Annotated in this window: 25 protein-coding genes; 16 read left to right on the top strand and 9 right to left on the bottom strand. The window is 53.5% G+C overall.

Annotation, left to right across the window (positions count from 1 at the left end; translation table 11 throughout):
- The first annotated feature begins 64 nt into the window (after positions 1–64).
- From QYE47_RS13820 to QYE47_RS13785, 8 genes are all read left to right on the top strand, one after another.
- The gene (locus tag QYE47_RS13820; protein ID WP_009681437.1) at positions 65–1,615 is read left to right on the top strand and encodes a Rieske 2Fe-2S domain-containing protein; all 1,551 of its coding nucleotides are present in this window, start codon (positions 65–67) and stop codon (positions 1,613–1,615) included.
- A gap of 54 nt (positions 1,616–1,669) precedes the next feature.
- Positions 1,670–2,662 (top strand): PDR/VanB family oxidoreductase, encoded by a 993-nt coding sequence (locus QYE47_RS13815; RefSeq protein ID WP_009681436.1) that lies wholly within the window; start codon positions 1,670–1,672, stop codon positions 2,660–2,662.
- A 14-nt stretch (positions 2,663–2,676) separates the two neighbouring features.
- Positions 2,677–2,943 carry a LysR family transcriptional regulator gene (locus QYE47_RS13810; RefSeq protein WP_021783614.1) on the top strand — a complete coding sequence of 89 codons (267 nt, stop codon included), beginning with the start codon at positions 2,677–2,679 and terminating at the stop codon, positions 2,941–2,943.
- 267 nt (positions 2,944–3,210) lie between these two features.
- Positions 3,211–3,444 (top strand): hypothetical protein, encoded by a 234-nt coding sequence (locus tag QYE47_RS13805; RefSeq protein ID WP_301159088.1) that lies wholly within the window; start codon positions 3,211–3,213, stop codon positions 3,442–3,444.
- A 127-nt stretch (positions 3,445–3,571) separates the two neighbouring features.
- Positions 3,572–4,000 (top strand): LexA family transcriptional regulator, encoded by a 429-nt coding sequence (locus QYE47_RS13800; protein ID WP_301159087.1) that lies wholly within the window; start codon positions 3,572–3,574, stop codon positions 3,998–4,000.
- Positions 3,987–5,267 (top strand): translesion error-prone DNA polymerase V subunit UmuC, encoded by a 1,281-nt coding sequence (umuC, locus tag QYE47_RS13795; RefSeq protein WP_301159086.1) that lies wholly within the window; start codon positions 3,987–3,989, stop codon positions 5,265–5,267. Before QYE47_RS13800 ends, umuC begins: the two co-directional genes overlap by 14 nt.
- 328 nt (positions 5,268–5,595) lie before the next feature.
- Entirely contained in the window at positions 5,596–5,730 is a 135-nt protein-coding gene (locus QYE47_RS13790; protein WP_281869234.1) for a hypothetical protein, read from the top strand.
- A gap of 14 nt (positions 5,731–5,744) precedes the next feature.
- Complete coding sequence (locus QYE47_RS13785; RefSeq protein ID WP_301159085.1) at positions 5,745–6,446, top strand: DNA-binding protein; 702 nt, start codon at positions 5,745–5,747, stop codon at positions 6,444–6,446.
- 15 nt (positions 6,447–6,461) lie between these two features.
- On the opposite strand, the gene QYE47_RS13780 is transcribed toward QYE47_RS13785, so the two are convergent.
- The 4 genes from QYE47_RS13780 to QYE47_RS13765 form a co-directional block, all read right to left on the bottom strand.
- Entirely contained in the window at positions 6,462–6,818 is a 357-nt protein-coding gene (locus QYE47_RS13780; protein WP_301159084.1) for a hypothetical protein, read from the bottom strand.
- Positions 6,819–6,830: 12 nt separating this feature from the next.
- A complete protein-coding gene (locus tag QYE47_RS13775; protein ID WP_301159083.1) occupies positions 6,831–8,195 on the bottom strand; it encodes a hypothetical protein in 1,365 nt (454 codons plus the stop codon).
- 18 nt (positions 8,196–8,213) lie between these two features.
- Positions 8,214–8,483, bottom strand: a complete 270-nt coding sequence (locus QYE47_RS13770; RefSeq protein WP_121757813.1) for a hypothetical protein — start codon at positions 8,481–8,483, stop codon at positions 8,214–8,216.
- Between the two features lie 126 nt (positions 8,484–8,609).
- Positions 8,610–9,221, bottom strand: a complete 612-nt coding sequence (locus QYE47_RS13765) for a histidine phosphatase family protein (RefSeq protein ID WP_301159082.1) — start codon at positions 9,219–9,221, stop codon at positions 8,610–8,612.
- Between the two features lie 321 nt (positions 9,222–9,542).
- Between QYE47_RS13765 and QYE47_RS13760 the strand changes: the two genes are divergently transcribed.
- Positions 9,543–9,752, top strand: a complete 210-nt coding sequence (locus QYE47_RS13760) for a hypothetical protein (protein ID WP_301159081.1) — start codon at positions 9,543–9,545, stop codon at positions 9,750–9,752.
- 155 nt (positions 9,753–9,907) lie between these two features.
- On the opposite strand, the gene QYE47_RS13755 is transcribed toward QYE47_RS13760, so the two are convergent.
- On the bottom strand, positions 9,908–11,374 hold the full coding sequence (locus QYE47_RS13755; RefSeq protein ID WP_301159080.1) for a Shedu immune nuclease family protein: 1,467 nt from the start codon (positions 11,372–11,374) through the stop codon (positions 9,908–9,910).
- A gap of 226 nt (positions 11,375–11,600) precedes the next feature.
- On the opposite strand from QYE47_RS13755, the gene QYE47_RS13750 reads away from it, so the two are divergent.
- The 3 genes from QYE47_RS13750 (at position 11,601) to QYE47_RS27290 (ending at position 13,110) form a co-directional block, all read left to right on the top strand.
- Positions 11,601–11,903, top strand: coding sequence for a nucleotidyltransferase family protein (locus tag QYE47_RS13750; RefSeq protein ID WP_301159079.1), 303 nt, complete (start codon positions 11,601–11,603; stop codon positions 11,901–11,903).
- 82 nt (positions 11,904–11,985) lie between these two features.
- A complete protein-coding gene (locus tag QYE47_RS13745) occupies positions 11,986–12,786 on the top strand; it encodes a histidine kinase dimerization/phospho-acceptor domain-containing protein (protein ID WP_367317249.1) in 801 nt (266 codons plus the stop codon).
- Entirely contained in the window at positions 12,787–13,110 is a 324-nt protein-coding gene (locus QYE47_RS27290; RefSeq protein ID WP_367317248.1) for a sensor histidine kinase, read from the top strand.
- A 228-nt stretch (positions 13,111–13,338) separates the two neighbouring features.
- Here QYE47_RS27290 and QYE47_RS13740 read toward each other — a convergent pair whose 3' ends face one another.
- Positions 13,339–13,779: a 3'-5' exoribonuclease gene (locus tag QYE47_RS13740; protein WP_301159078.1), complete on the bottom strand. Its 441-nt coding sequence runs from the start codon at positions 13,777–13,779 to the stop codon at positions 13,339–13,341.
- A 17-nt stretch (positions 13,780–13,796) separates the two neighbouring features.
- Between QYE47_RS13740 and QYE47_RS13735 the strand changes: the two genes are divergently transcribed.
- The 4 genes from QYE47_RS13735 (at position 13,797) to QYE47_RS13720 (ending at position 15,560) form a co-directional block, all read left to right on the top strand.
- The gene (locus QYE47_RS13735; protein ID WP_301159077.1) at positions 13,797–14,162 is read left to right on the top strand and encodes a hypothetical protein; all 366 of its coding nucleotides are present in this window, start codon (positions 13,797–13,799) and stop codon (positions 14,160–14,162) included.
- A 27-nt stretch (positions 14,163–14,189) separates the two neighbouring features.
- Entirely contained in the window at positions 14,190–14,591 is a 402-nt protein-coding gene (locus tag QYE47_RS13730; protein WP_301159076.1) for a hypothetical protein, read from the top strand.
- 17 nt (positions 14,592–14,608) lie between these two features.
- Positions 14,609–14,797: a hypothetical protein gene (locus tag QYE47_RS13725; RefSeq protein ID WP_247722176.1), complete on the top strand. Its 189-nt coding sequence runs from the start codon at positions 14,609–14,611 to the stop codon at positions 14,795–14,797.
- A 397-nt stretch (positions 14,798–15,194) separates the two neighbouring features.
- Positions 15,195–15,560 (top strand): histone-like nucleoid-structuring protein, MvaT/MvaU family, encoded by a 366-nt coding sequence (locus QYE47_RS13720; protein WP_301159075.1) that lies wholly within the window; start codon positions 15,195–15,197, stop codon positions 15,558–15,560.
- Positions 15,561–15,642: 82 nt separating this feature from the next.
- On the opposite strand, the gene QYE47_RS13715 is transcribed toward QYE47_RS13720, so the two are convergent.
- The 3 genes from QYE47_RS13715 to QYE47_RS13705 are packed head-to-tail and all read right to left on the bottom strand — an operon-like array spanning position 15,643 to position 19,033.
- Positions 15,643–17,409, bottom strand: coding sequence for a hypothetical protein (locus tag QYE47_RS13715; RefSeq protein ID WP_301159074.1), 1,767 nt, complete (start codon positions 17,407–17,409; stop codon positions 15,643–15,645).
- Complete coding sequence (locus QYE47_RS13710; protein ID WP_088512370.1) at positions 17,406–17,882, bottom strand: hypothetical protein; 477 nt, start codon at positions 17,880–17,882, stop codon at positions 17,406–17,408. Before QYE47_RS13710 ends, QYE47_RS13715 begins: the two co-directional genes overlap by 4 nt.
- Entirely contained in the window at positions 17,879–19,033 is a 1,155-nt protein-coding gene (locus tag QYE47_RS13705) for a dsDNA nuclease domain-containing protein (RefSeq protein ID WP_088512369.1), read from the bottom strand. The genes QYE47_RS13710 and QYE47_RS13705 overlap by 4 nt, the downstream gene beginning before the upstream one ends.
- Positions 19,034–19,121 lie beyond the last annotated feature (88 nt).

The raw sequence follows: 19,121 nt of genomic DNA, 5'->3' as shown, positions 1-19,121 counted from the left end.
ACAATATGTATACAGAGTACGAATACCGTATCCCGTATCTAACAATAAGCCTGAGGCAATGAAAATGACTGAGAAATTCGATAAGCATGATGATCAACGTGGTGCAGGCGGCAACGGCGCTGCCGTTCCCAAGAAGCTGATCGCTTACGGTGGCTACTACACCAACAACACTCCGAACCATGACCCAGAGCTGACCGAAACCGGCCCCGGCACGCCAGCTGGCGAGTACCTGCGTCGCTTCTGGCACCCGGTCTGCATGTCGTTGGAGCTCACCGATACGCCTCGCTTCCTGAAGATCATGGGCGAAGAGTTGGTGGCATTTCGCGACGGTAGCGGCCAAGTAGGTGTGCTGCATGCCCACTGCTGCCACCGTGGTGCTTCGCTGGAGTACGGTGCCATTCAGGAGAAGGGCATCAAGTGCTGCTATCACGGTATGGTCTTCGATGTGGATGGTGCCTGCCTCCATGTCCCGTTCCCTGCCGGCGAGGAAAAGGAAGGCGAGAAATATGCCTGCTCTATCCGCCAGGGTGCCTATAAGGCGTTCGAGCGTCACGGGTTGGTGTTCGCCTACATGGGCCCGCCTGATGAAGAGCCACCGTTCCCAGAATGGGAGCAGAATTTCACTGTGATGGAAGGCGACGAGCTGGTTCCATACAGCAACTTCCAGCACTGCAACTGGCTGCAGGTGCAGGACAACGCGGCTGACAACTTCCACCCCACGGCCCTGCACTCTGCGAAAAACGTTGTGGGCGGTCAGTTCCAGGGCACCACTTTCGACGAAGTCGGCGCCGCCTCGATGGAAGTCGCTCCGGACATGCAGTTCATCCCGGTTCACCAGGGTCGTAGTCTGGCTTGTGCCGGCGCTCGTCGCGTGAACGACGACCGCATGTTCCTGCGCATTCAGCACCAGGTGCTGCCGAACCTCAGCCTGCATGCCTACACGTCGGAAGACGGTTCGGCGAAGAAGCTGTTCAGCCGCTTCCACATCGTCCGCTGGACTGTCCCTGTGGATGACGAAAACTCCAAGATGATTGGTTGGCGCGTCATGGGCCCAGGCATCGACACCCGTGGCGTCGGTGACAAGAGCATGGTCGGGTACGAGACCATCGACTTCTTGGAAGGCCAGGTGGCCATGCGTCGTCCAGAGCGCTTCGGCAAATACAAGCTCGAAGACATTCCACCGATTCCGTCCAACCACCGTGAACGTCACAATTACAAGGAAGCTCAGTACGCTCCAGGGGACTACGAGGCCATCATCAGCCAACGTCCAATTGCGGTGCACTCGCTGGAGAACCCGACCAAGTTCGACGCCGGCCTGTATGCGTTCCGCAAAATGCTGCGCGATGGCATCCGTGGCACCAACCCGCAAGCTGCGGCAGCTGGTTTCGCCCAGTGGCTGCGTGACATGGGCGGTGAGCCGAACAGCTACTGCACCGGCAACGTGTTCAACATGCCCAGAGCCGCGACTCCGGAACAAGAGGTTATCAATCGCCGCAAGCTCGCAAGGGAGGCAGTGGCCATCCTCACCGAAGCTGACAAGCTCAAGGGCAAGGAGCGTGCGGATTTCGTCACGGCACGGTTCGAGCAGTTGGAACAGAGCTTCAAAGAACAATAAGAAGAAAGCGCGGGCCCTGGGCTACCTGGGGCTCCCGTGCCTTGGTGAGAGGTGATGACGATGACATCTTTAGCAAATCCCAACCCAGCGTTGCTGGAACTGTTGATCCGTCGCGTTACCCGCGAAGCCCAGGGGATCAACTCATACGAGCTCGTTGATCCGAATGGTGGTGCGCTTCCACCATTTACAGCCGGCTCACACATCGACATCCATCTGCCCAATGGAATGGTCAGGCAATATTCGCTGAGCAATTCGCCCGCCGAGCCTCATCGCTACGTGATTGGTGTACTGCGTGATGAGCGAGGGACTGGCGGCTCCATCGCGGTTCATCAGCTGCATGTCGGCGAAACCGTGAGGGTCAGTGTGCCGCGTAACAACTTCATGCTGAGCAAGGAAGCTCGCAAGTCCATCCTCTTGGCCGGTGGCATCGGCGTCACGCCCATGAAATCGATGATGCATGCACTGGAGTCGGCGAAGCAGGAGTATGAGCTCCACTACTGTTGCAAAGGCCCCGAATTCGCTGCGTTTTCAGAGGAGATGGAAGAGCTGATCGGGGAAGGAAAGGTCGTCCTTCATTTCGATGGCGGGGATCCCTCCAAGAGCTTCGACCTACAGTCATTCCTGAAAGACGCCCCCGAAGGTTGCCACGTGTATTACTGCGGGCCTGCAGGCTTCATGAACGCGTGCAAGGAAGCCGCTGCTCATTGGCCTGCTGGCACAGTTCACTTTGAGCACTTCAAGGCACCCGTGAAAGCACCTGAGCCGGCAAGCGCGGAGCAGAGCAATGGTTCGTTCGTCGCTCGCATAGCCAGCACTGGCGAAGAGATCGTCGTCCAGGCCCACGAGAATCTCGCGCAGGTGCTCCAGGATGCGGGTTACCCAGTCGAGACTTCATGCCAGTCGGGGCTGTGTGGCACCTGCAAGATTCGTTATCTGGAAGGAGAAGTCGACCATCAGGACTACATCCTCGACGACTCCGAAAAAGGTAGCTGTCTGACGGCGTGCGTTTCGCGTGCGAAGTCCAAGCTTCTCGTGCTCGACCTGTAGGCCTGGTGAAACACATGAACGTCACCAAGCTGGAAAGCTTTCTGGCGACTGTTGACCTGGGAACAGTGAGCGCCGCTGCGGCACAGCTCGGCATTGGTCAGCCGGCTGTCACCAAGCATCTGAACGCGCTGGAGGCAGAACTGGGCGTCGAGTTGTTCGTTAGTGCATCACGGCGAACGCTGCTCAGTCCTGCAGGCGCGAAAGTGTTATCCACAGCGCGAGTGATCGTCGCGGCAGTGGATTCGCTGCGAGCCGAGCTGGAAACGGCACGGAGCCATTAAAGGTTGCATATGGAACTTGGCCCCGGTGAGGTACTGCCGGGGCATTTTTTTGCCTTGCATCCATGGGTATGAACAACCCCGTTCAGCACGTTGTGCCTATTGTTCGCGACACCCACCCATCCTGTTGAATATCCAATCAACAAGCCTAGCTCGGCAGGTCTGGGTTGCCGCCTGTAGATGATTCCCGGTATGTCCGGCAGCCACAGTATGAGCGGTCTTGATGCTTTCACATATCGGTACTAATACTAAGATACTGCCGGAAGAGGGATGATCATGCAGACACGATTTGTTGTGGTTCCTGCTGTACCAGTGGAGAAAGAAATCTTCCCTCGTCGCACCGGCCTTCCCACCGCTCTTGGAGCAGGCTACGACCTTTACGATACCCATCAGAAAACTCGGCTCACCTGCAATTTCTCAACACGCGCCGAAGCTGATTACGAATGTTCCTGCAGAAACAATCAGCAGGCCGCGCGTGGTGCGAGCTATGCAGGGCATGGCTGAAACCATCACAGATCCCCTCAGAAAATCGCCCTGAATTTTCCTCAGCTTTCATGAGCTGACCAGGTGACGTTGACCAGGTGCCATCAAAACGCTTAACTGTACGCATATACAGTAAGGCGTTTTCGTCATGATCACTTTCCTTGGCTCGCTCAACCCCAGCACCACAGAGCTCCCTTTGTACTCATTTCAAGTGCCGGCAGGCTTTCCGTCTCCTGCTGCAGACCACATGGAGAAGCGGCTCTCCCTGGACGAGCTCTTCGACATTCGAGCCCCACACATCTACCTCGTCAGGGTTGAAGGCGACAGCATGATCGGTGCTGGAATCTACCCTGGAGATCTTGTGCTGGTCGACCGCTCCATACCGCCAGAGCCAGGCCACATCGTGATCGCTGCGGTGAACTGTGAGCCTCTGTGCAAGCGCCTTGCTCGAGAGGGCAGCCAAGTCGTGTTGCGTTCGGAGAACCCGCGCTATCCCTCCAAGTATTTGTTGGAGGGTGAAGAGCTCGAGATCTGGGGTGTGGTGACGTACAGCGTGCGCAGCCATGCCAAGCTCTGATCGCGTATTCGCCCTGATCGACTGCAACAGCTTTTACGCCAGCTGTGAGCGGGTGTTCCGGCTCGAACTGCGGCACAAGCCCGTCGTCGTTCTGAGCAACAACGACGGCTGTGTAATCGCTCGCTCAGCTGACGCCAAGCCCTGGATCAAAATGGGTGAGCCCTTTTTTCAGATCAAGGACAAGCTCCGCAAGCACGGTATCGTGGCGTGCTCGTCCAATTACCAGTTATACGGTGACATGTCCGAGCGCGTCATGACCGTCATCGAGTCCATGGTGCCGGCATCTGAGGTCTACAGCATCGACGAAGCCTTTGCCGATCTTACCAGCATGCCTGGAGATCTCGAGCTGCTTGGCAGGAAGATCCGAGCGGAGGTGTATCGTCGTACCGGCATACCGGTGGGTGTAGGCATCGCATCAACAAAGACCTTGGCCAAGCTGGCTAACCATGCGGCGAAACAATGGCAGAGCTACACGGGTGGCGTCGTCAATCTTCGTGACAAGATCAAGCGCGACTGGGTGCTCAAAAAGTGCGATGTGTCTGACGTCTGGGGTATTGGTCGACGTATGTCGGCGCACCTGGAGGCGATGGGCATCCGTACCGCCTGGGAGTTGGCCCATGCAGACGCCTGGACGCTGAGGAAGAAATTCAGTGTCGTGGTCGAAAAGACAGCCCGAGAACTCGCAGGCACCACGTGCTTGGATTTGGATGAACCGAACCCGCCTAAACAGGAAATCTGCTGCAGTCGAATGTTCGGCCAGCGACTGACAGACCTGGCTCCGATCCGGGAGGCTGTCTCCACATACGCATCACGTGCCGCTGAAAAATTGCGGGCCCAGAAGTCGATGTGCAAGCGCGTTCGGGTCAGCATCCGTACCGGCATGTTCAATCCAGACGAGGCGAAGTATGCGAACGGGGTGATTGTAGAGTTGCCGTATCCCACCGACGACACTCGTCTTCTCACCAAGGCAGCCCTAGAGGGTGTGGAGCGTGTTTATCGTGAAGGCTTCCGATACAGCAAGGCCGAGGTGCTGCTGCTCGACCTGAGCCAGCGTGGGGAGATCACAGGTGACCTCTTCACAGCCTCACAGCCTGAGGCGAGTGAAAAACTCATGGGTGTCCTGGACACCGTGAATGCCCGTTGGGGGCGCGGCACCATGCGCCTGGCAAGCGTGCCAATCAATCCTTCTTGGGGCATGCGGCGAGAAATGATGAGCCAGAGCTTCACCACCAAGATGGATGAGCTTTGGACGGTTTACTGTAAGTAGCGTTCACTGATGAGCGATGGTGCGTGGGCTATTCCAGGTCTTCAAAGGCGAAGCTCAGGGGCAAATGTTATGGGCGATTTGAAGAAGTCAGCACTTGGTCGAAGCAGGTTCCATGAGCTACAAAATGGGTATGAAAATGATCAAAAATCAACCAAAATACGATCTTATGAACTGATTTACCTTTTCGGAATACCGATTTATTCGTTTGTAACATATTGATTTTACTGATAAAAAATTAAAATTTGTTGATAATTTTGGGACACCTGTTTCTAGAAACACGTGTGAAGGAGGATCAGACTGCGGTCATCGATTAACTGAGGGCTGCAAAATGAACACCGTTAAAAAATTGCTGGACTCGCTGCATAAGCTTGCTGACCGCGCTGACAAACTGGTTCCTCTTGTCTTGTCGTTTGCCGTGCTTGCGGCTTTTGTTGTCATTGGTCTGTTGGGGGTGTCGAAATGAGGATGTTGCCTTGGGTGCGCACTCCAGCTGTTTGGCTGCGCGAAGGCGGACTGAAGAGTTTCGGCTGGAGCCATAAGTCCACCGTTCGTGGATCGACGGCCATCGCCTCGCTGCAGCTGTACATAGCGATGCTGACGCAGCAGCAAGAGGTATGGAGGGACGATCAGCTTCAACTGGTATGCGAAGAGACTTACAACCGGCTTAGTGAGATTACTGGTTTGAGCCGGGCGCTCGTCGCCGAGGGAGTCGAGGGGTTAGTGCTCACAGAACGGATTCAGGTAGAGAAGGAGGGACGCAACAATCGCTACATTTTCCCTGACTTCCAACCTGGTGGTAACTGGTGCAAGCTGCCAGCGCGAACCTTGTACAACACACGTTCGCGGCACATCGAGGCCTTCCAGCTTTTCCACAAGCGCACCAAGTGCGAGCTTGATGCCCTGAAGCTGTTCCTGTTCTACGCGGCGAACCGCGACAATTACTCGTTCCACAGCATGTGTTCGTTCGAAACGATAAACAAGAAAACTGGAGTGCCTGAGAAGCGGATCCCCGCTGCAAACGCCTTCCTCGTGAGCACCGGGCTGCTGATGAATATCGGCAAGGAGCAGACCGAGGAAGGAGGCCGCAAGAAGGAGTCGAACAAGTATTTCCTTCGTGGCAATCGCGAATTTTTCGTTGGCAGCAAAGTCGCCCCCGATAAGGTGCCAGCGACCGCATAGCGCGGTCGTCCGTCATCAAATCCTCACCAAGACCTGGTCGCCGGCATATGCCGGCTCCTGGTGCTGGACGTACATGACTCGGGGCGGGCGATCCGTGTCGGATTTGGGCTGGTCACCAGCCTGCAGCAGTGCCACGATGTAGGCGCTCAATACCGCAATGACCACATCCCGCACGATTCTTTTTAGATCAGTTTTCATCATTGGTTGCCCCCCTCCATTTTTCAGGGCAACCGTATTTAAACAGCAGATTTTCGGCAGATTTGGCAGGGTTTCCGATTTGTTTTTTGCGATAACCGTCGCTTCTGCATGCCCCGTCGTCGGCAGGGCGTAGACCCAGTTGCAGCTGGTATCGAGCCCAATTGCATCACTCAACCTGCCTGAGGATCATCTCCTGTAGAGAGCGATTCCCATTGCATATTTTGAGAGTGCTTTCCACTCGCTCAACGTAGTGTCCTTGAAGCTTGATCTGATGAACTGCATTCGGTGGGTGCGGAGATCTCTGTTGATATCGGTCTGGATCCAGAGCTTCTCGGTATCCAGCGCTTCATGCTGAAGGCTGCGAAGCATTGTGTTCAGTTGTCTCTGCTGGTACTTGATCCTGGTCAGTGGCACCTGCTCCCCGGTCTGAATCTCTCGCATATTCACGAGGTCATAGTCTTTGATATCAGCAATCCGCAGGTCATGCTTTTCGCGAATGCAGTAGCTCCAGACCACGTTCAGAACGCACAGGTTATGAAGAACGCTCTCGCTGACCTCGTGCTTGATGAAGTCGATTCTTTCCCAGTCCATGATCCATTTTGCTTGATCGTAAGCCCGGTCTAAATGCATGTTCTTCAACGAGCGCCAAGCCCGCTCTTCCCCAAATTGCGGGCCAGAAAAGCGATCCATCAGCCAAGCCCTGAACTCTTCCTCTCCGAGGTCGGCTGGGACGCGGTCGTCTCCAATTGCCTGTAGGCCTTCAATCAAGCGCTGCAGGTTCGAAACTGCGATTTCTTCATAGCGCTCCAGCTCCAGAAATTCCCAGTGATATCGATTGAGCATGCTCGACAACATCAGCTTTGCAGCAAGTGAGTCCTTGCTGGGTTCGACGCCCTTGAGGACAATCCGAACCGCTTCCTTGCTTTTAGCTGTGACCCGCTGGTGTCGCCATTTAGCTTCAGTCCGAGGGTCGAAGATAGGCACATGTGCCAACAGCTCATTAATATCTTCGTATCGGAATTTCCAGCACAGATCCAGGTGTTCCAGGGTTTCGCCGAGCTTGATGTTTGGCAGAGCACTCAGCATCGCCTCGCAGCTAGCTAGGAGGCCACCGTATTTCTCCTTCTCTTGCGGACGCAATTGATTCAGCAGCTCTACGAGGAAGCGCCTTCTTGCGTCGTTCAGCTCGGAAATATGATCAGCTGCGTCTCGCAGATATTGAGGTACAGGCTTGCCATCTTTGATGGCTCCATCCAGAAGTTTTCCAAGTGGGCCGATGTAGCTAGCCTGATCTTTGCCTGGTGTCACCTCTGGCGCAGCCAGTTGAAGCTGACCCGACCATTGCGGACGCAGGGCATACATGATCGTGCAAAGCTCCATGTACCGTCCGACTTCCTCGTCGTGGGTAGAGCGGTCATCTGCCGTCATGCTGTCAAGCCAGTTTTGATACGCTTGCTTGTCGAGGCCTAGGATTTCTTGGATGCTTTGAACTGCTCGATCTTTTCGAGCGAGATATCCTTGAGCAAGCCTCTCTTGTCCTTTGTCGCTCATCATCTTTCCCATATCTGATTACCGGGCAGGAGCGGCGGCAGGTTGGTCTTCGAGGATTGCCCGAGTGCGTTTGCCCAGTTCCTGGCCGCCGAGCACGCCGACAGTGTACTCATCCACCGTGATGGCTTGGCGCATAGCGTCACGGAAGCAGGTGCCGGGTTTCACGTCCTGGATAGCCTGGGCCAGAGCGTTCAGGTACTCGGGCTCCGAGAACTTCTTACGAGCCTGCTGCAAGTGGTAGGAGTCACCACCAGCTGTCCAGGCGAAGGAAACGGTCTTCTTGATCATGGATAACCTCTGCGTTTCTGTTGATTGGGATCGCCAGTCCAGTGTCATCCGATCAACCATCCACCTTCGAGCAGGTAATCCGATTTAATTTTTTGGGCTACGGTTTTGGGGAGGTCACCCGCTTCCTCACTGACCGATTCTCCATTGGCCTGAGCATCTGTAGATGGAGTATCCCTGGCCGTTTTCCACGTGGTTGGCGATCTCATATTCCCGCCAATCACGCATTGCTCCGCCATCGATTTCCCTATGCTTACGCTCGAGTAGCCAAACCACTGTGTTGATGAACTGACCATGCGCGAACGCCGCGATGTCATTGGCCGGTTGGTCTGCGAGTCGGTCAAGGAAATGCATAGCCCTGGCCACGAAATCAAGAAATGACTCCGCACCTTCTCCATCACAGAGAGCCGGATCAGCCTTTGACCAGTAGGCCTCAACCCAGCCGCGTCGCTGTGAAATCGTGGTATCGACGCATCGGGCCGGCGCCAAGTACGTGTACTCCTGAATCGGCCAGGTTTCGAAGGCAACAGCGGGGTAGAGGGCTGCCGTCACCTGAGCGGTTGCCTGGGCGCGAAGAAACGGAGAAGCAACGATGAGATCAGGGGCTCTGGTGAATGACCTAGCGACCATATGGGCTTGCTCCAGCCCTTTTGCGGTGAGGGGAATACTCGCGTGATCCCTGGTAGGCTGGCCTGCGTTCGCGGCGCTCTCGCCATGTCGTATGAGCCTCACATTCTTCATCGACTATCTTTCTCTGATGACGCTTCCTAGGTCGAGTAATGCTGGCACGGAACAGTGCGGGATAGCCATGGTGAAGGGATGTCGATGTATGCTTGCCTCAACCGACCTGCCTGAGATTCGTTGGAGTGACTCGACAAATTTTCCATGAGCCGAAGAAGACTCCCCCGAGCTCCTACGAACGCAAGATGGCCCGTCCACGCCCACCGTTCCTAAACCAGGAGACGTTGGACACGGTTGTCCGGGATCATCAGGCTTATCTGACTGAGCTCGCTAACTGCACCCCAATCGCAAAGGGGTAGGTCAGACAAAGCGGAGAGGGTGATGAAGAAAGACCTCAGCAAGGTGTTGTTGCCTGATGACCCTCTGTACAGCCAGGCCGTTGAGGCGCTGGAGGTGTATCACCAAGCTCAGGCTGACGGAGTCGCGGGGGCTGAGCTGGAGCGACTGAGGCTTCTGGCGGAGCATAGCTTCCAAGCCGTCACGGATTACCAACTCCGGGCCTTTGGCATGCCCGCTGATAACGGCCATTGAGCCGCTGGGCCGAGCGCGCCCCGTCTATCAGCGACTTAACGCTTCCTGTACCGCATCAACCGTACCGATCCAGTGACGGCCTTTGTCTCGTGGGCTGAAGCCCAGCCTTTCGGCGAACGTTGAAGGCGACTTCATTGTGCTCGCGGTACGGCAGTCTAGAAGGGCAGGTCTTCGTCGCTAATGGGCTCAAGGACAACTGGGGGCTTCGGTGCCAAGGCTTTGTGAATGGCTTCGAGCCGTTCCAGCATTTCATCGAAAGTGATCACCAGGACATCCTTCAAGCTGTTGCGGTACTGCTCAAAGGCACGCTGCTCAACGACCTTTGTTGGATTGCGCCCGATGATGACGATGGCCGCCACAGCATGTGCGTGGACGCGCTCATCGAGATCTTCGGTAAGCCCAAGGATGTTCTTCTGCAGAACGCTCCGCTGGCTGATCACCTGAGCCACGGATCCACTTAGTTCATAAGAGGGGACGTAGGTCTTGCGGTAGGGTTTCCCCAGTAGGTCGTGCTGAGGGTGTTTGATTTCGATCAGAGCAAGATTCCCGGTGGCCTTTGCCGCCATCACGAAGTCGGAATACTGGCCTCCTTGCCCATTGATGTCCTTGCCACCGACATAGGGTTGTTCTGCAATCAACTTCACGGGATACCCGAACGCCATATCCAGGACGAACGAGTTTTCACTGAGGAAACGCTGCCACCTGTTCTCGTTGGCGTTGCCGTCCAGCATGCTTCGGTACGCTGCGATGAGTTGTCCGAGGGTGACGAGCTCGATTTCCGATTTGAGGTTGTACAGAGTACGTCGGGCAGTTTTTGCGAGCGCCGGCACGCTCTGCTGAGCAAGAGCCGCCGCCTGCTTTTGATCCTTCAGGGAAAGGCGAGTTGGCCCGGATCCCAGAGCCACAAGGTTGGCAAGGAAGTCAGGAGGAAGTCGCCTTGCTCTTGCTGGGTAATTCTCAGGTGAAGCTTTGTGTAGCAGACCGGCATAGCAGACCAACCTTTTGTCTTCCGCAGTCTCACGTTGATGACGCTGCGTCAGGCGATCCAGATGCTTCCTCAAACGCTGGAACTGCTCAACCCCCAGGAGATAGGTTTCTCCCTCCACCACGGTGTCGTTTCGGCCATCCTGGCCGTGCAGCATGATGGTTTCCACCCCTTGAATGCTGGCCACTGCCTGAACGATGAAGCGGTACTCGTAGAGCAACCCAAGACCGTGCCGCCAGTCTTTCGCGAAACCTTCAGGGAGCGAGCCCAGCAACAATTCGAGATCGTATTCGTTGCCAGGATGGGTGTATGGCCGGTAGACCGAACGAGTTATCCTGATCGACTTGATGCTGTCGTATTTTGGCTTGCCGTATCTCGCATGGCCCGACCGGGCGTAGATGGGGTAGATCGTCAGATCTTCCGAAGTCACTTCCAGTATCAGGTGCCAATCCGGCGAGTCGTTCGGCAGCGGCACATCGCTGTAGAACACACGTGAAATTCCATAGTCCTCAATGTCTTCTTCAGGCTCAAACCCACTGTCTGCATGGTGTGGGGATAGCACATCTTCCTCGAACTCACCGAGGTACTCTTCACGTTCAAACAAGAGGAAAGGGCCATCGTCGGTACGCTGTTGCATGGCGTACTGCGAGGGGCGCATGGAAGGCATAGTCGTGTCGTCCCTGATCAAAAAAGTGGTCGGAGTCGCCTGGTCGTCGAACGCGTGATACCGAGTCTAACGAGCAGTTTGAGCTCCGGAAAGACGAGCACCAAAATGCCGATACGCCGGGGCCATCGGTGAGCATCTGCCAAGGCGAATCGGTCTGTTCACTCAACCAGAAAGACCGTGTTTCAAGGAGAAAGGCATGAGGCCCACTGACGCGATACGAGGAAGGGAAAGGGAGATTCGGGGCCTCATCAAGGCCTATGGCTTCATTGAGCCGAAACTCTTCGGCTCTATCGCTCGAGGCGATGACCACGAAGGGAGTGACCTTGATCTGCTCGCCACCATCCCTCCAGCAATGGCTGGCAAGATTTCCTTGTTCGACATCGCCGAGCTCGAAGACGAGCTTCAGGCTTTGGTGGGCGTACCGGTCGACTTCCACGTTCACAACAACATGCCTGAGCACCTCAGGCCATCCATTGAGCGGGAGATGGTTACGCTCTAGTTGCTGGAGGGGAGCGTGAACCAGATCGTCAGTAATAAGTCTGGTCTATGCTGATGTGCCGTACTGTGAGCACGAGTGCCCAATGAGATTGGCCGAATTCATTCTTCAAGAGATGGAATCCATACTGCAGGCTTGGGAGAATTTTGCGCGCACCGTAGACACGCCTCTGCCCGATCTTGACGATGCTGGCCTACGAAATCATGCAGAGGGCATTTTGCGTACCGTGGCAGCTGATATGGTCTCGCCTCAGTCAGCAATTCAGCAGTTTGAAAAGTCCCGAGGTATGCAGGCGCCTAACCCGCTAGAGACCGCCGCCCAGCTACATGCTGTGACCCGCCTTGAAGCTGGATTCTCACTCGACCAGGTCGTTGCCGAATATCGAGCGCTGCGCGCTAGCGTGATCCGCTTATGGCTATCCCAGCAATTGGCCGGGGAGCCTCATGACGTCGACGACATGGTTCGTTTCAACGAGGCCATTGATCAAGCCTTGGGCGAGTCCATCACTTCATACGGCATAGCCGTCGAGACTACCCGGAAACTGGTTCTTGGTGTGCTCGGACATGACCTGCGAACGCCTTTGACTGCAGCCCTCTTGGGGGCAGAAATGCTGTGCCGTAAAGGCAATCTTTCAGAGGGTGATCTGAGGGTTGCAAATCAGGTCGCCGCGAATGTGGGACGGTCTAAGCAAATCGTGACTGATCTGCTAGATTTGGCCAAAGCGAATCTCGGATCGGGTATCCCTGTCCAAAAAGAGGACGTCGATTTATCTCTGGTGTGTAAAGCGCTCGTGGAGGAACTTCGTGTTTCTCGACCTGAGATCACGGTGAATCTTCAAGGGGGAAGTCCGGCTCAGGGCCAGTTTGACGCGGCTCGAATGGGGTAGGTGTTCTCCAACCTGATCGCTAATGCATTTCACCATGGCGATCATGCCAAGCCCATTACCGTAACGTTGACCCAGAACCCTGCGGCGGTAGAGTTCACCGTGCATAACTGGGGTAAACCCATTCCACCTGACGTATTGCCTCACTTGTTTGACCCTCAAGGCCGATACTCGCGTCTGACTTCGGAGCACCATGAGGCTTCGGGTGGGCTAGGCCTTGGACTTTTCATCGTTGGAGAAATCGTGGCCCGTCATGGTGGGACAATTGACGTTCAGTCGACTCTGGCATCCGGCACCACTTTCCAGATATTGTTACCTACCCACTAGCTGCCGGCGCTCTCCAACCATCAACGCAATCAGCTACCAAGCTCAGAGGAACACAGCCGCTCTGCAAGTTTATACAGGCAAAAGAAAGCCCGCTGGGGGCGGGCAAGGGAGCTTCTATCACACGTAGGGATTACTGACGTTCGCATAGGGCATGTGAAAAGGTCGTGAAGTGGAGAGGCCAAATGCCAGTGCCTCACTGGGAGCTAGGAAGGTTGTCCACTTACGGCCTCACGCAAATATCCCAGCGATGATCCTGGCGTCGAGCAGGGCGTGATGAGGCAGTTCTTCCCCATCATTCGTCGCGGTCAGGGTCGTGGCATCGGTGGGGAAGTTCCTGACGTTCTGGGGCCATTTTCCATCGTGATAGGCGAGCTCGCAGAACAGCTCCCAGTCGTAGGCAGGTGCGTCTGTGACAATCTTGAGCTCTTCGTCATAGGTTGCCAGGAACCGCAGGAGCGCCGCTCTGGCCTCGATGATTGGCATGGCGTACTCACCACCCCACAACTGCGGCAGTACGATCTCTTTCACGAAATCACTGCAGTCTTCTTCTCGCCACGCGTCGATCACTTCCACGTAGAATTCCCGGCGATCCTGGCCAACCAGAGCCAGGGAGATCAGATTTGCCTGCGCGGTGAGCTGAGTGAACTCACAATCGAGAAAGAGCTTCATCTGTTGGAACCTCTGCAATGACTAGGGCCCGCCTGAAATTGTCCCAGGAAGGCTGCCTGTGGAAAATCGCCTTGGCGTATTTCGGCCCCGAAAAGCTGTTGGAAACGATTGTAGATCTGTGGGGCGGTGCGAGCCCTCCCACAAGGCCGACCGTCGAGCACCTGTCGACCGACACGCTACCCGCTGATGTCGTGAATATACTGAAAATTGCCCAGGTGCGAGTCGGGGCCCTCGTTCCAGATCGCGTGCCTGTACCCGGTGTTGTCACGTTGTACGCCCGGCACGCCAATGACCTCGCCGATGGAATCCTGGCAAGACTGCCGAGAGGCGAGCTCACCCGTACCTTGCGGGGATCGCAGTTAGAAGTCGAACTTGGCCTGTGACGCCCACCTCCAGCAGGGAGAAGTGATGTGACGATTGATCATCGACTACGAAGCCTGGAGATCGCGAGGCGCAGAGCGCTGTGGGCACTTGCCGATCTACAGCCTGGGGACGCTCGTGCTGAAAAGGTGCTGACTGAACTCAACGAGGTTGAACAGGGCCTGCAGGGGGTCGTGAGCGGTGATCAGCTCTCCGCCCAGGAGCTCGTCGATGTGATCAATACGAAGCTCCACAACGGCGTTCAGCTGGTCGTCGAGGACAGCATCCCCGAGCCATGGCTGCAGCGCTTCCAAGCGGCAAGTGTTGGCTCTACCCGCCTGGCAGAGGGGCCCTACCTGCGCGACTTCGAGAAGTTCGTGGCGGTGTGGCAGCAGGAGCTTGAGCACCTGAGCATCCATCGGGCCCACAGATCCAGTGCGAGGTCGCAGTGAAAAGAACGATCCTGGGTATGGCAGAAGCCGGCGAGCCGCTATTGCTGCAGGCTCTCCAAGCCATCCGGGCCCACCAGCAGGCGATGGATGAAGGGCGACCAGCCGAGGAGGTCGAAAGGCTCCGTCTTGAGACTGATCACCTGTATCAAACCGTCATAGACTACCAGTTGCACAAGGCCGGTACGCTAGGCCAGTCAATCCACTGAGATGTATTGAGTAGGAGGAGATTGGCTTGAGATGCAGATTCAAGCATTCTGCACAGCCATACCCTGTGACCTCGACAATATCCCATAAGCAAGCCAGTTTTCCCTCAGCCCTTTTTAGCGATTGGCTGCTCCCAATGTCGTGACCTTGCTAGCCTGAATTTCGAAATTTGCTGATGCTGCCAAAGTGCAAGGGCAACGTTCGGAACCATCATGACTAAAGCAGTACCCTGAGCCATGATTTGGCTCAAAACCAGGACTAAGGTCATCAGCGGGATTGCAACCAGGCCTCCTTCGATACAAAAGAACCCCCTAGAGCGCCCATATCCTGTAGCAACAAATAGATCTCGATGGTTTACGATGTGAGCCTGACTTCTACTAACCGCACCAAGGATTCCCTATGTCCCGTTTGGCAGAATTTCGTCAACTGGAGCAGCAGCTCGCTGCACAACTCGCAGAGCTTGAGGCCCTGAAAGGCAGCTCTGAGCTGCAGAAAGAAATTGAATTTGAGACCAAATTGCGTGATTTGCTTGGCCAGTATGGCTACAGCCTGCGCGATATCATCAACATCCTAGATCCCCAGGCGGGCCGACGTGTTGCCGCTCCTGCTGGTGTCGAAAAAGCGCCGCGCCGTGAGCGTCAGGTGAAGCAGTACAAGAACCCGCACAACGGTGAAATAATCGAAACCAAAGGCGGCAATCACAAGCTCCTGAAAGAGTGGAAAGCTCAATATGGTGCTGATGAAGTCGAGTCTTGGCTTGCCTAATTGCTAAGCTATCGGCGTGGTACGCAGGTATTGCGACCACGCCATGATGGTTGCCAGTATACATCTGGCAATTGCTAAGGTACTATTGGTTTGGAATGCCTAGGTACATAGCATCCTCTCCATTGCCAAATTTTGGAAGCCATTCTTTGTCAGTTGCTGGGTCGATTTGATATCTATAGCTCGAGGTTGAGAATATAACTTGGGCATTATTTTTCGAGGCGAGCGACTTAAGTTCTTCTATGTAATCAGACAGATGAATGTCGGGAATGTCCTGCTGTTTTGGGGTGTCCAGGATTAATATCCTGAAAGGAGAGTTTTTGTCTTCTAGACATATTTCGAATAGTGCGGCGTGGAATGCAAGAACTGTACGGGTCTTTGAGCTGCCTTTGAATATTTCAAGCTTCTCATCTCCCATCATTGGTTTTAGGTTGGAGTCGATTTTGATTTGATTCGATACATTGCGCGCATGCAAAGTATCCAGCCATTTGGTCATGGCCTGCGACAGCCGTAGACGGAATGTAATTACCTCAGCAGATTGTTCGCTTGGTTTTTGGGCCGCCTCTAAGAGTGACAGCGTCTTGTCGCGACGAGCCAGCAAATTGGCGTGGTTGGTTTTCTGAGCTTCTACCTTTTTTAGCTTGCCCAGCTCAAGTTGAAGCTCGAAGATATCTGATGTCGTGGTGCTAATTGCCTCAATGAATGCATCTATTCCAGCCTCGCGCTCGGCGATTGAACGCTTGTGTATAAAGGATTCGATATGGCGATTGGTTAGCGATTTCGCGATCTCCAATCTTTCTGCGGCTTGAATGTTTGCGGCAGTAGAAATCTCTAAATCCTTTATCTGGTCTCTCAAATAGAGAAGGCTCTTGCCATATGACTCGGCACTGGCCATGAACATGCCGCAGTTCGGCGTGGTGCATAGCTCGGAGAAAGATATGAAGGCTCTTCGAGCGTCCTCATTCAAGTTTAGTGTTTGAATTTCGCTTTCTATTTCGTCTCGAATTAGCTTGGCACTGGATATCTTTGACTCGAGCTGTATGGATTCATTGCTAAGTTCGCGGTATCGTACTCGTTGCTCTGCTATCAAATCGTCAAGACCAGACAGAGCTTCGCTCTTAACATTTTTAGTGTTTTTCAGCTCTTCCAGTCGTGTTTTGGAACGTTCTAGTTTTTTCTCTAGCGTATCAATTGTGCGGATAGGAGCTGTCAAGTCTTGCTGTAGACGTTCCAAAAGTTTTCGGCTCGAGACGATAGATGTATCGAGATAGTCAGCCTCTTTTTTTAGTTCTATACCAGTGCGTTTCTTGTCATATAAATTGAAAGGTGGGAGGCCTACCAACAATCTAACCATTTCGGAGTATTGGTCTTTGACGAAAGACTGACGTGCTGCGTAAAACTCCAAATATCCATGATCTTGATCTAAGTAAAAAAGCGGTATTAAGCTTGAAAAATATGGGAGGGTAGGTGTGCCGCTAGTGGTGATTAGTTTATTGGTTTTGATATTTATGAGGTTTAAAAAGAATCGCGAAAAATCCTCGTCATTATAAAAGCGATTGATGGTTTTCGAGCTTTCGTGGACAGTTAGGTCAAACTTTTCTCCGATGGAGCGCTGGAGAGTTATCTTTTTATCATTTATCGCGATTTGTAATATTGCTGACTTGCAATTTCTAGTGATGTCTGCACGAAATTTTACATCCATTCCCAAGCAGAATAGGGTGGACATTATGAGCGGTGTTTTTCCGCTTTCATTCTCTGCAAATAGTTGAGTTATATCACTGCCGAACTCAAGCAGGCCTGATCCCCAGCCATTAGGGCCATTGGCGACAATCTCTAAGGATTCGAATCTCATAGTTTTTCCTCTACTGCGCGTTCCTTGCAAATGTTCCTGTATTCCCGTTGGATGGTTAGGAGGAAAACGCAAAGCTCACCTTCCGACTCGATTGCTCCATCGACGATTTTTTTGCCAGTCGAGGTTGCCTCAAGTCTGGAAGTATTTTTATTTATGGTGATTAAATTAGTCGACTCTAAAAAGGTTAGGGCCTTCACCGTTCGGATTCGAAGGTTGGCCGACCAGCCTAGTTCTTGGCTCGAGCCGCTGAATGTTGCGAGACTATGTTCAAAGCATTGGCCTATGAGCTTGCCAATTTCATCGGCTTTAGGTTTCGATCTACCTTTGGCTAGGCTCAATATCGAAAGTGCAATAAGTGGCATATGGAACAAGCTTTCGTTCTGAAGTGCATCCCTTCGAGAGCGCGGAGCGCTTCGAGTAATGATCAAGGGGGCTTCAGTGGAGGCGATTTCTATAGCTTCAACGAGTTTCATGTTGCTTCGCCTCTTACCAGTTCCGAGAGGACTGCGCCAAAGGTCAGTTCAAGGGTTATGTCAGTTCGCATCAATTGGTTGCAAAGCTTGGTTTGTAGTGTAGTTACTTCGGTAGTGATTTCTGCTGTCTTAATGGCACCTAAAGCCAGTTTTCTAGCGCTTTCAACTACGAGCTCAATGGCTATGGTCATCAGGAAGTCTGGTATGTCATGGCGATACTTTCTGTGCCAAGCTTCCCATTGGCACTTATAGCCCGCAAACGCGTCAATGGTGTTGGAAGAGAATCCCGAGCGTTTCAAGGTTCGCTGAAGAATTGATGCCGACTTGATGGCTTTTTCATCACCGCCGTCTCGTAAAATCTCATAAGTTGATGTAGAGATGGAGAGCACATCCAAGACATCTTTCATGCCAATACTGGCCTTTCGATCTAACTCGGCTGCGGAAATATCTTTAATTAAGATTTCGGCGGATTTAGATTCAATTGTTGAAAGAAGTCGGACTATTATTTTTTGAACTTCGTCAGGCTTTAAGTGGACTTCGCTAAATTTATATATTTGATTGGACGCCATTGAGACGAAAAGATCGTCTTGCTCACTCAGAATCTGTTGCCTTGGTTCCAGGCAGAGGTGCGAAAGAAAATGAAGATGCACATCTTCGGATTCAAAGGCTAGGCTAGGTATCAGTTTTTGAGTTTCTGCTATCAATGTCTTTGTGTGCGCACCTACTGGGCGCTTTCCTCTTACTTCCTCGAGGATTTGCTCCACTTCGTCTTCAAAGTTAATGTTGGTTCGGATTTCTACCGAGTGACATGATTTTCCAAAATTCTTGATGTGGGGTAACAGCTTTCCAGCAAAGCTGTCGGGTAAATTGTGCTCCGTGTTACGGCGTTTTTTGATCCCGAAGATATCAAGTATCGTGTACTGGTCGTTAAGCTTCGTCTTGGTTTTAACTTGGACAAAGCGATATCGAGTTTCACCATCAATAACATATTTTACGACGTAGTCTTCATGGTAATCGCAATATATGCGCTCAATTTCGCTTTCTTCTAGGATCGCTAGGCTTTCGATTAGTGCCGCTCGGAACTGAGCACGAAATCGGTTTATCGTATCCCTGCCTGCCTGCTCCCGGAGGTCAACTTCATTTAGTTTCATGTCGTTTCATTGCTCCAGGTGAAACACATACTTGCTGCCAAGTTTGTTCTGAGTCAGAGATAGTTTTTTGCATGAATAGCGAGACATC

The organism is Pseudomonas sp. 2,4-D (assembly GCF_030418155.1).
Classification (GTDB): Bacteria; Pseudomonadota; Gammaproteobacteria; order Pseudomonadales; family Pseudomonadaceae; genus Aquipseudomonas; species Aquipseudomonas alloputida.
Note: the sequence above shows the minus strand (reverse complement) of the source record. Positions and strands in the feature narration are given on the sequence as shown.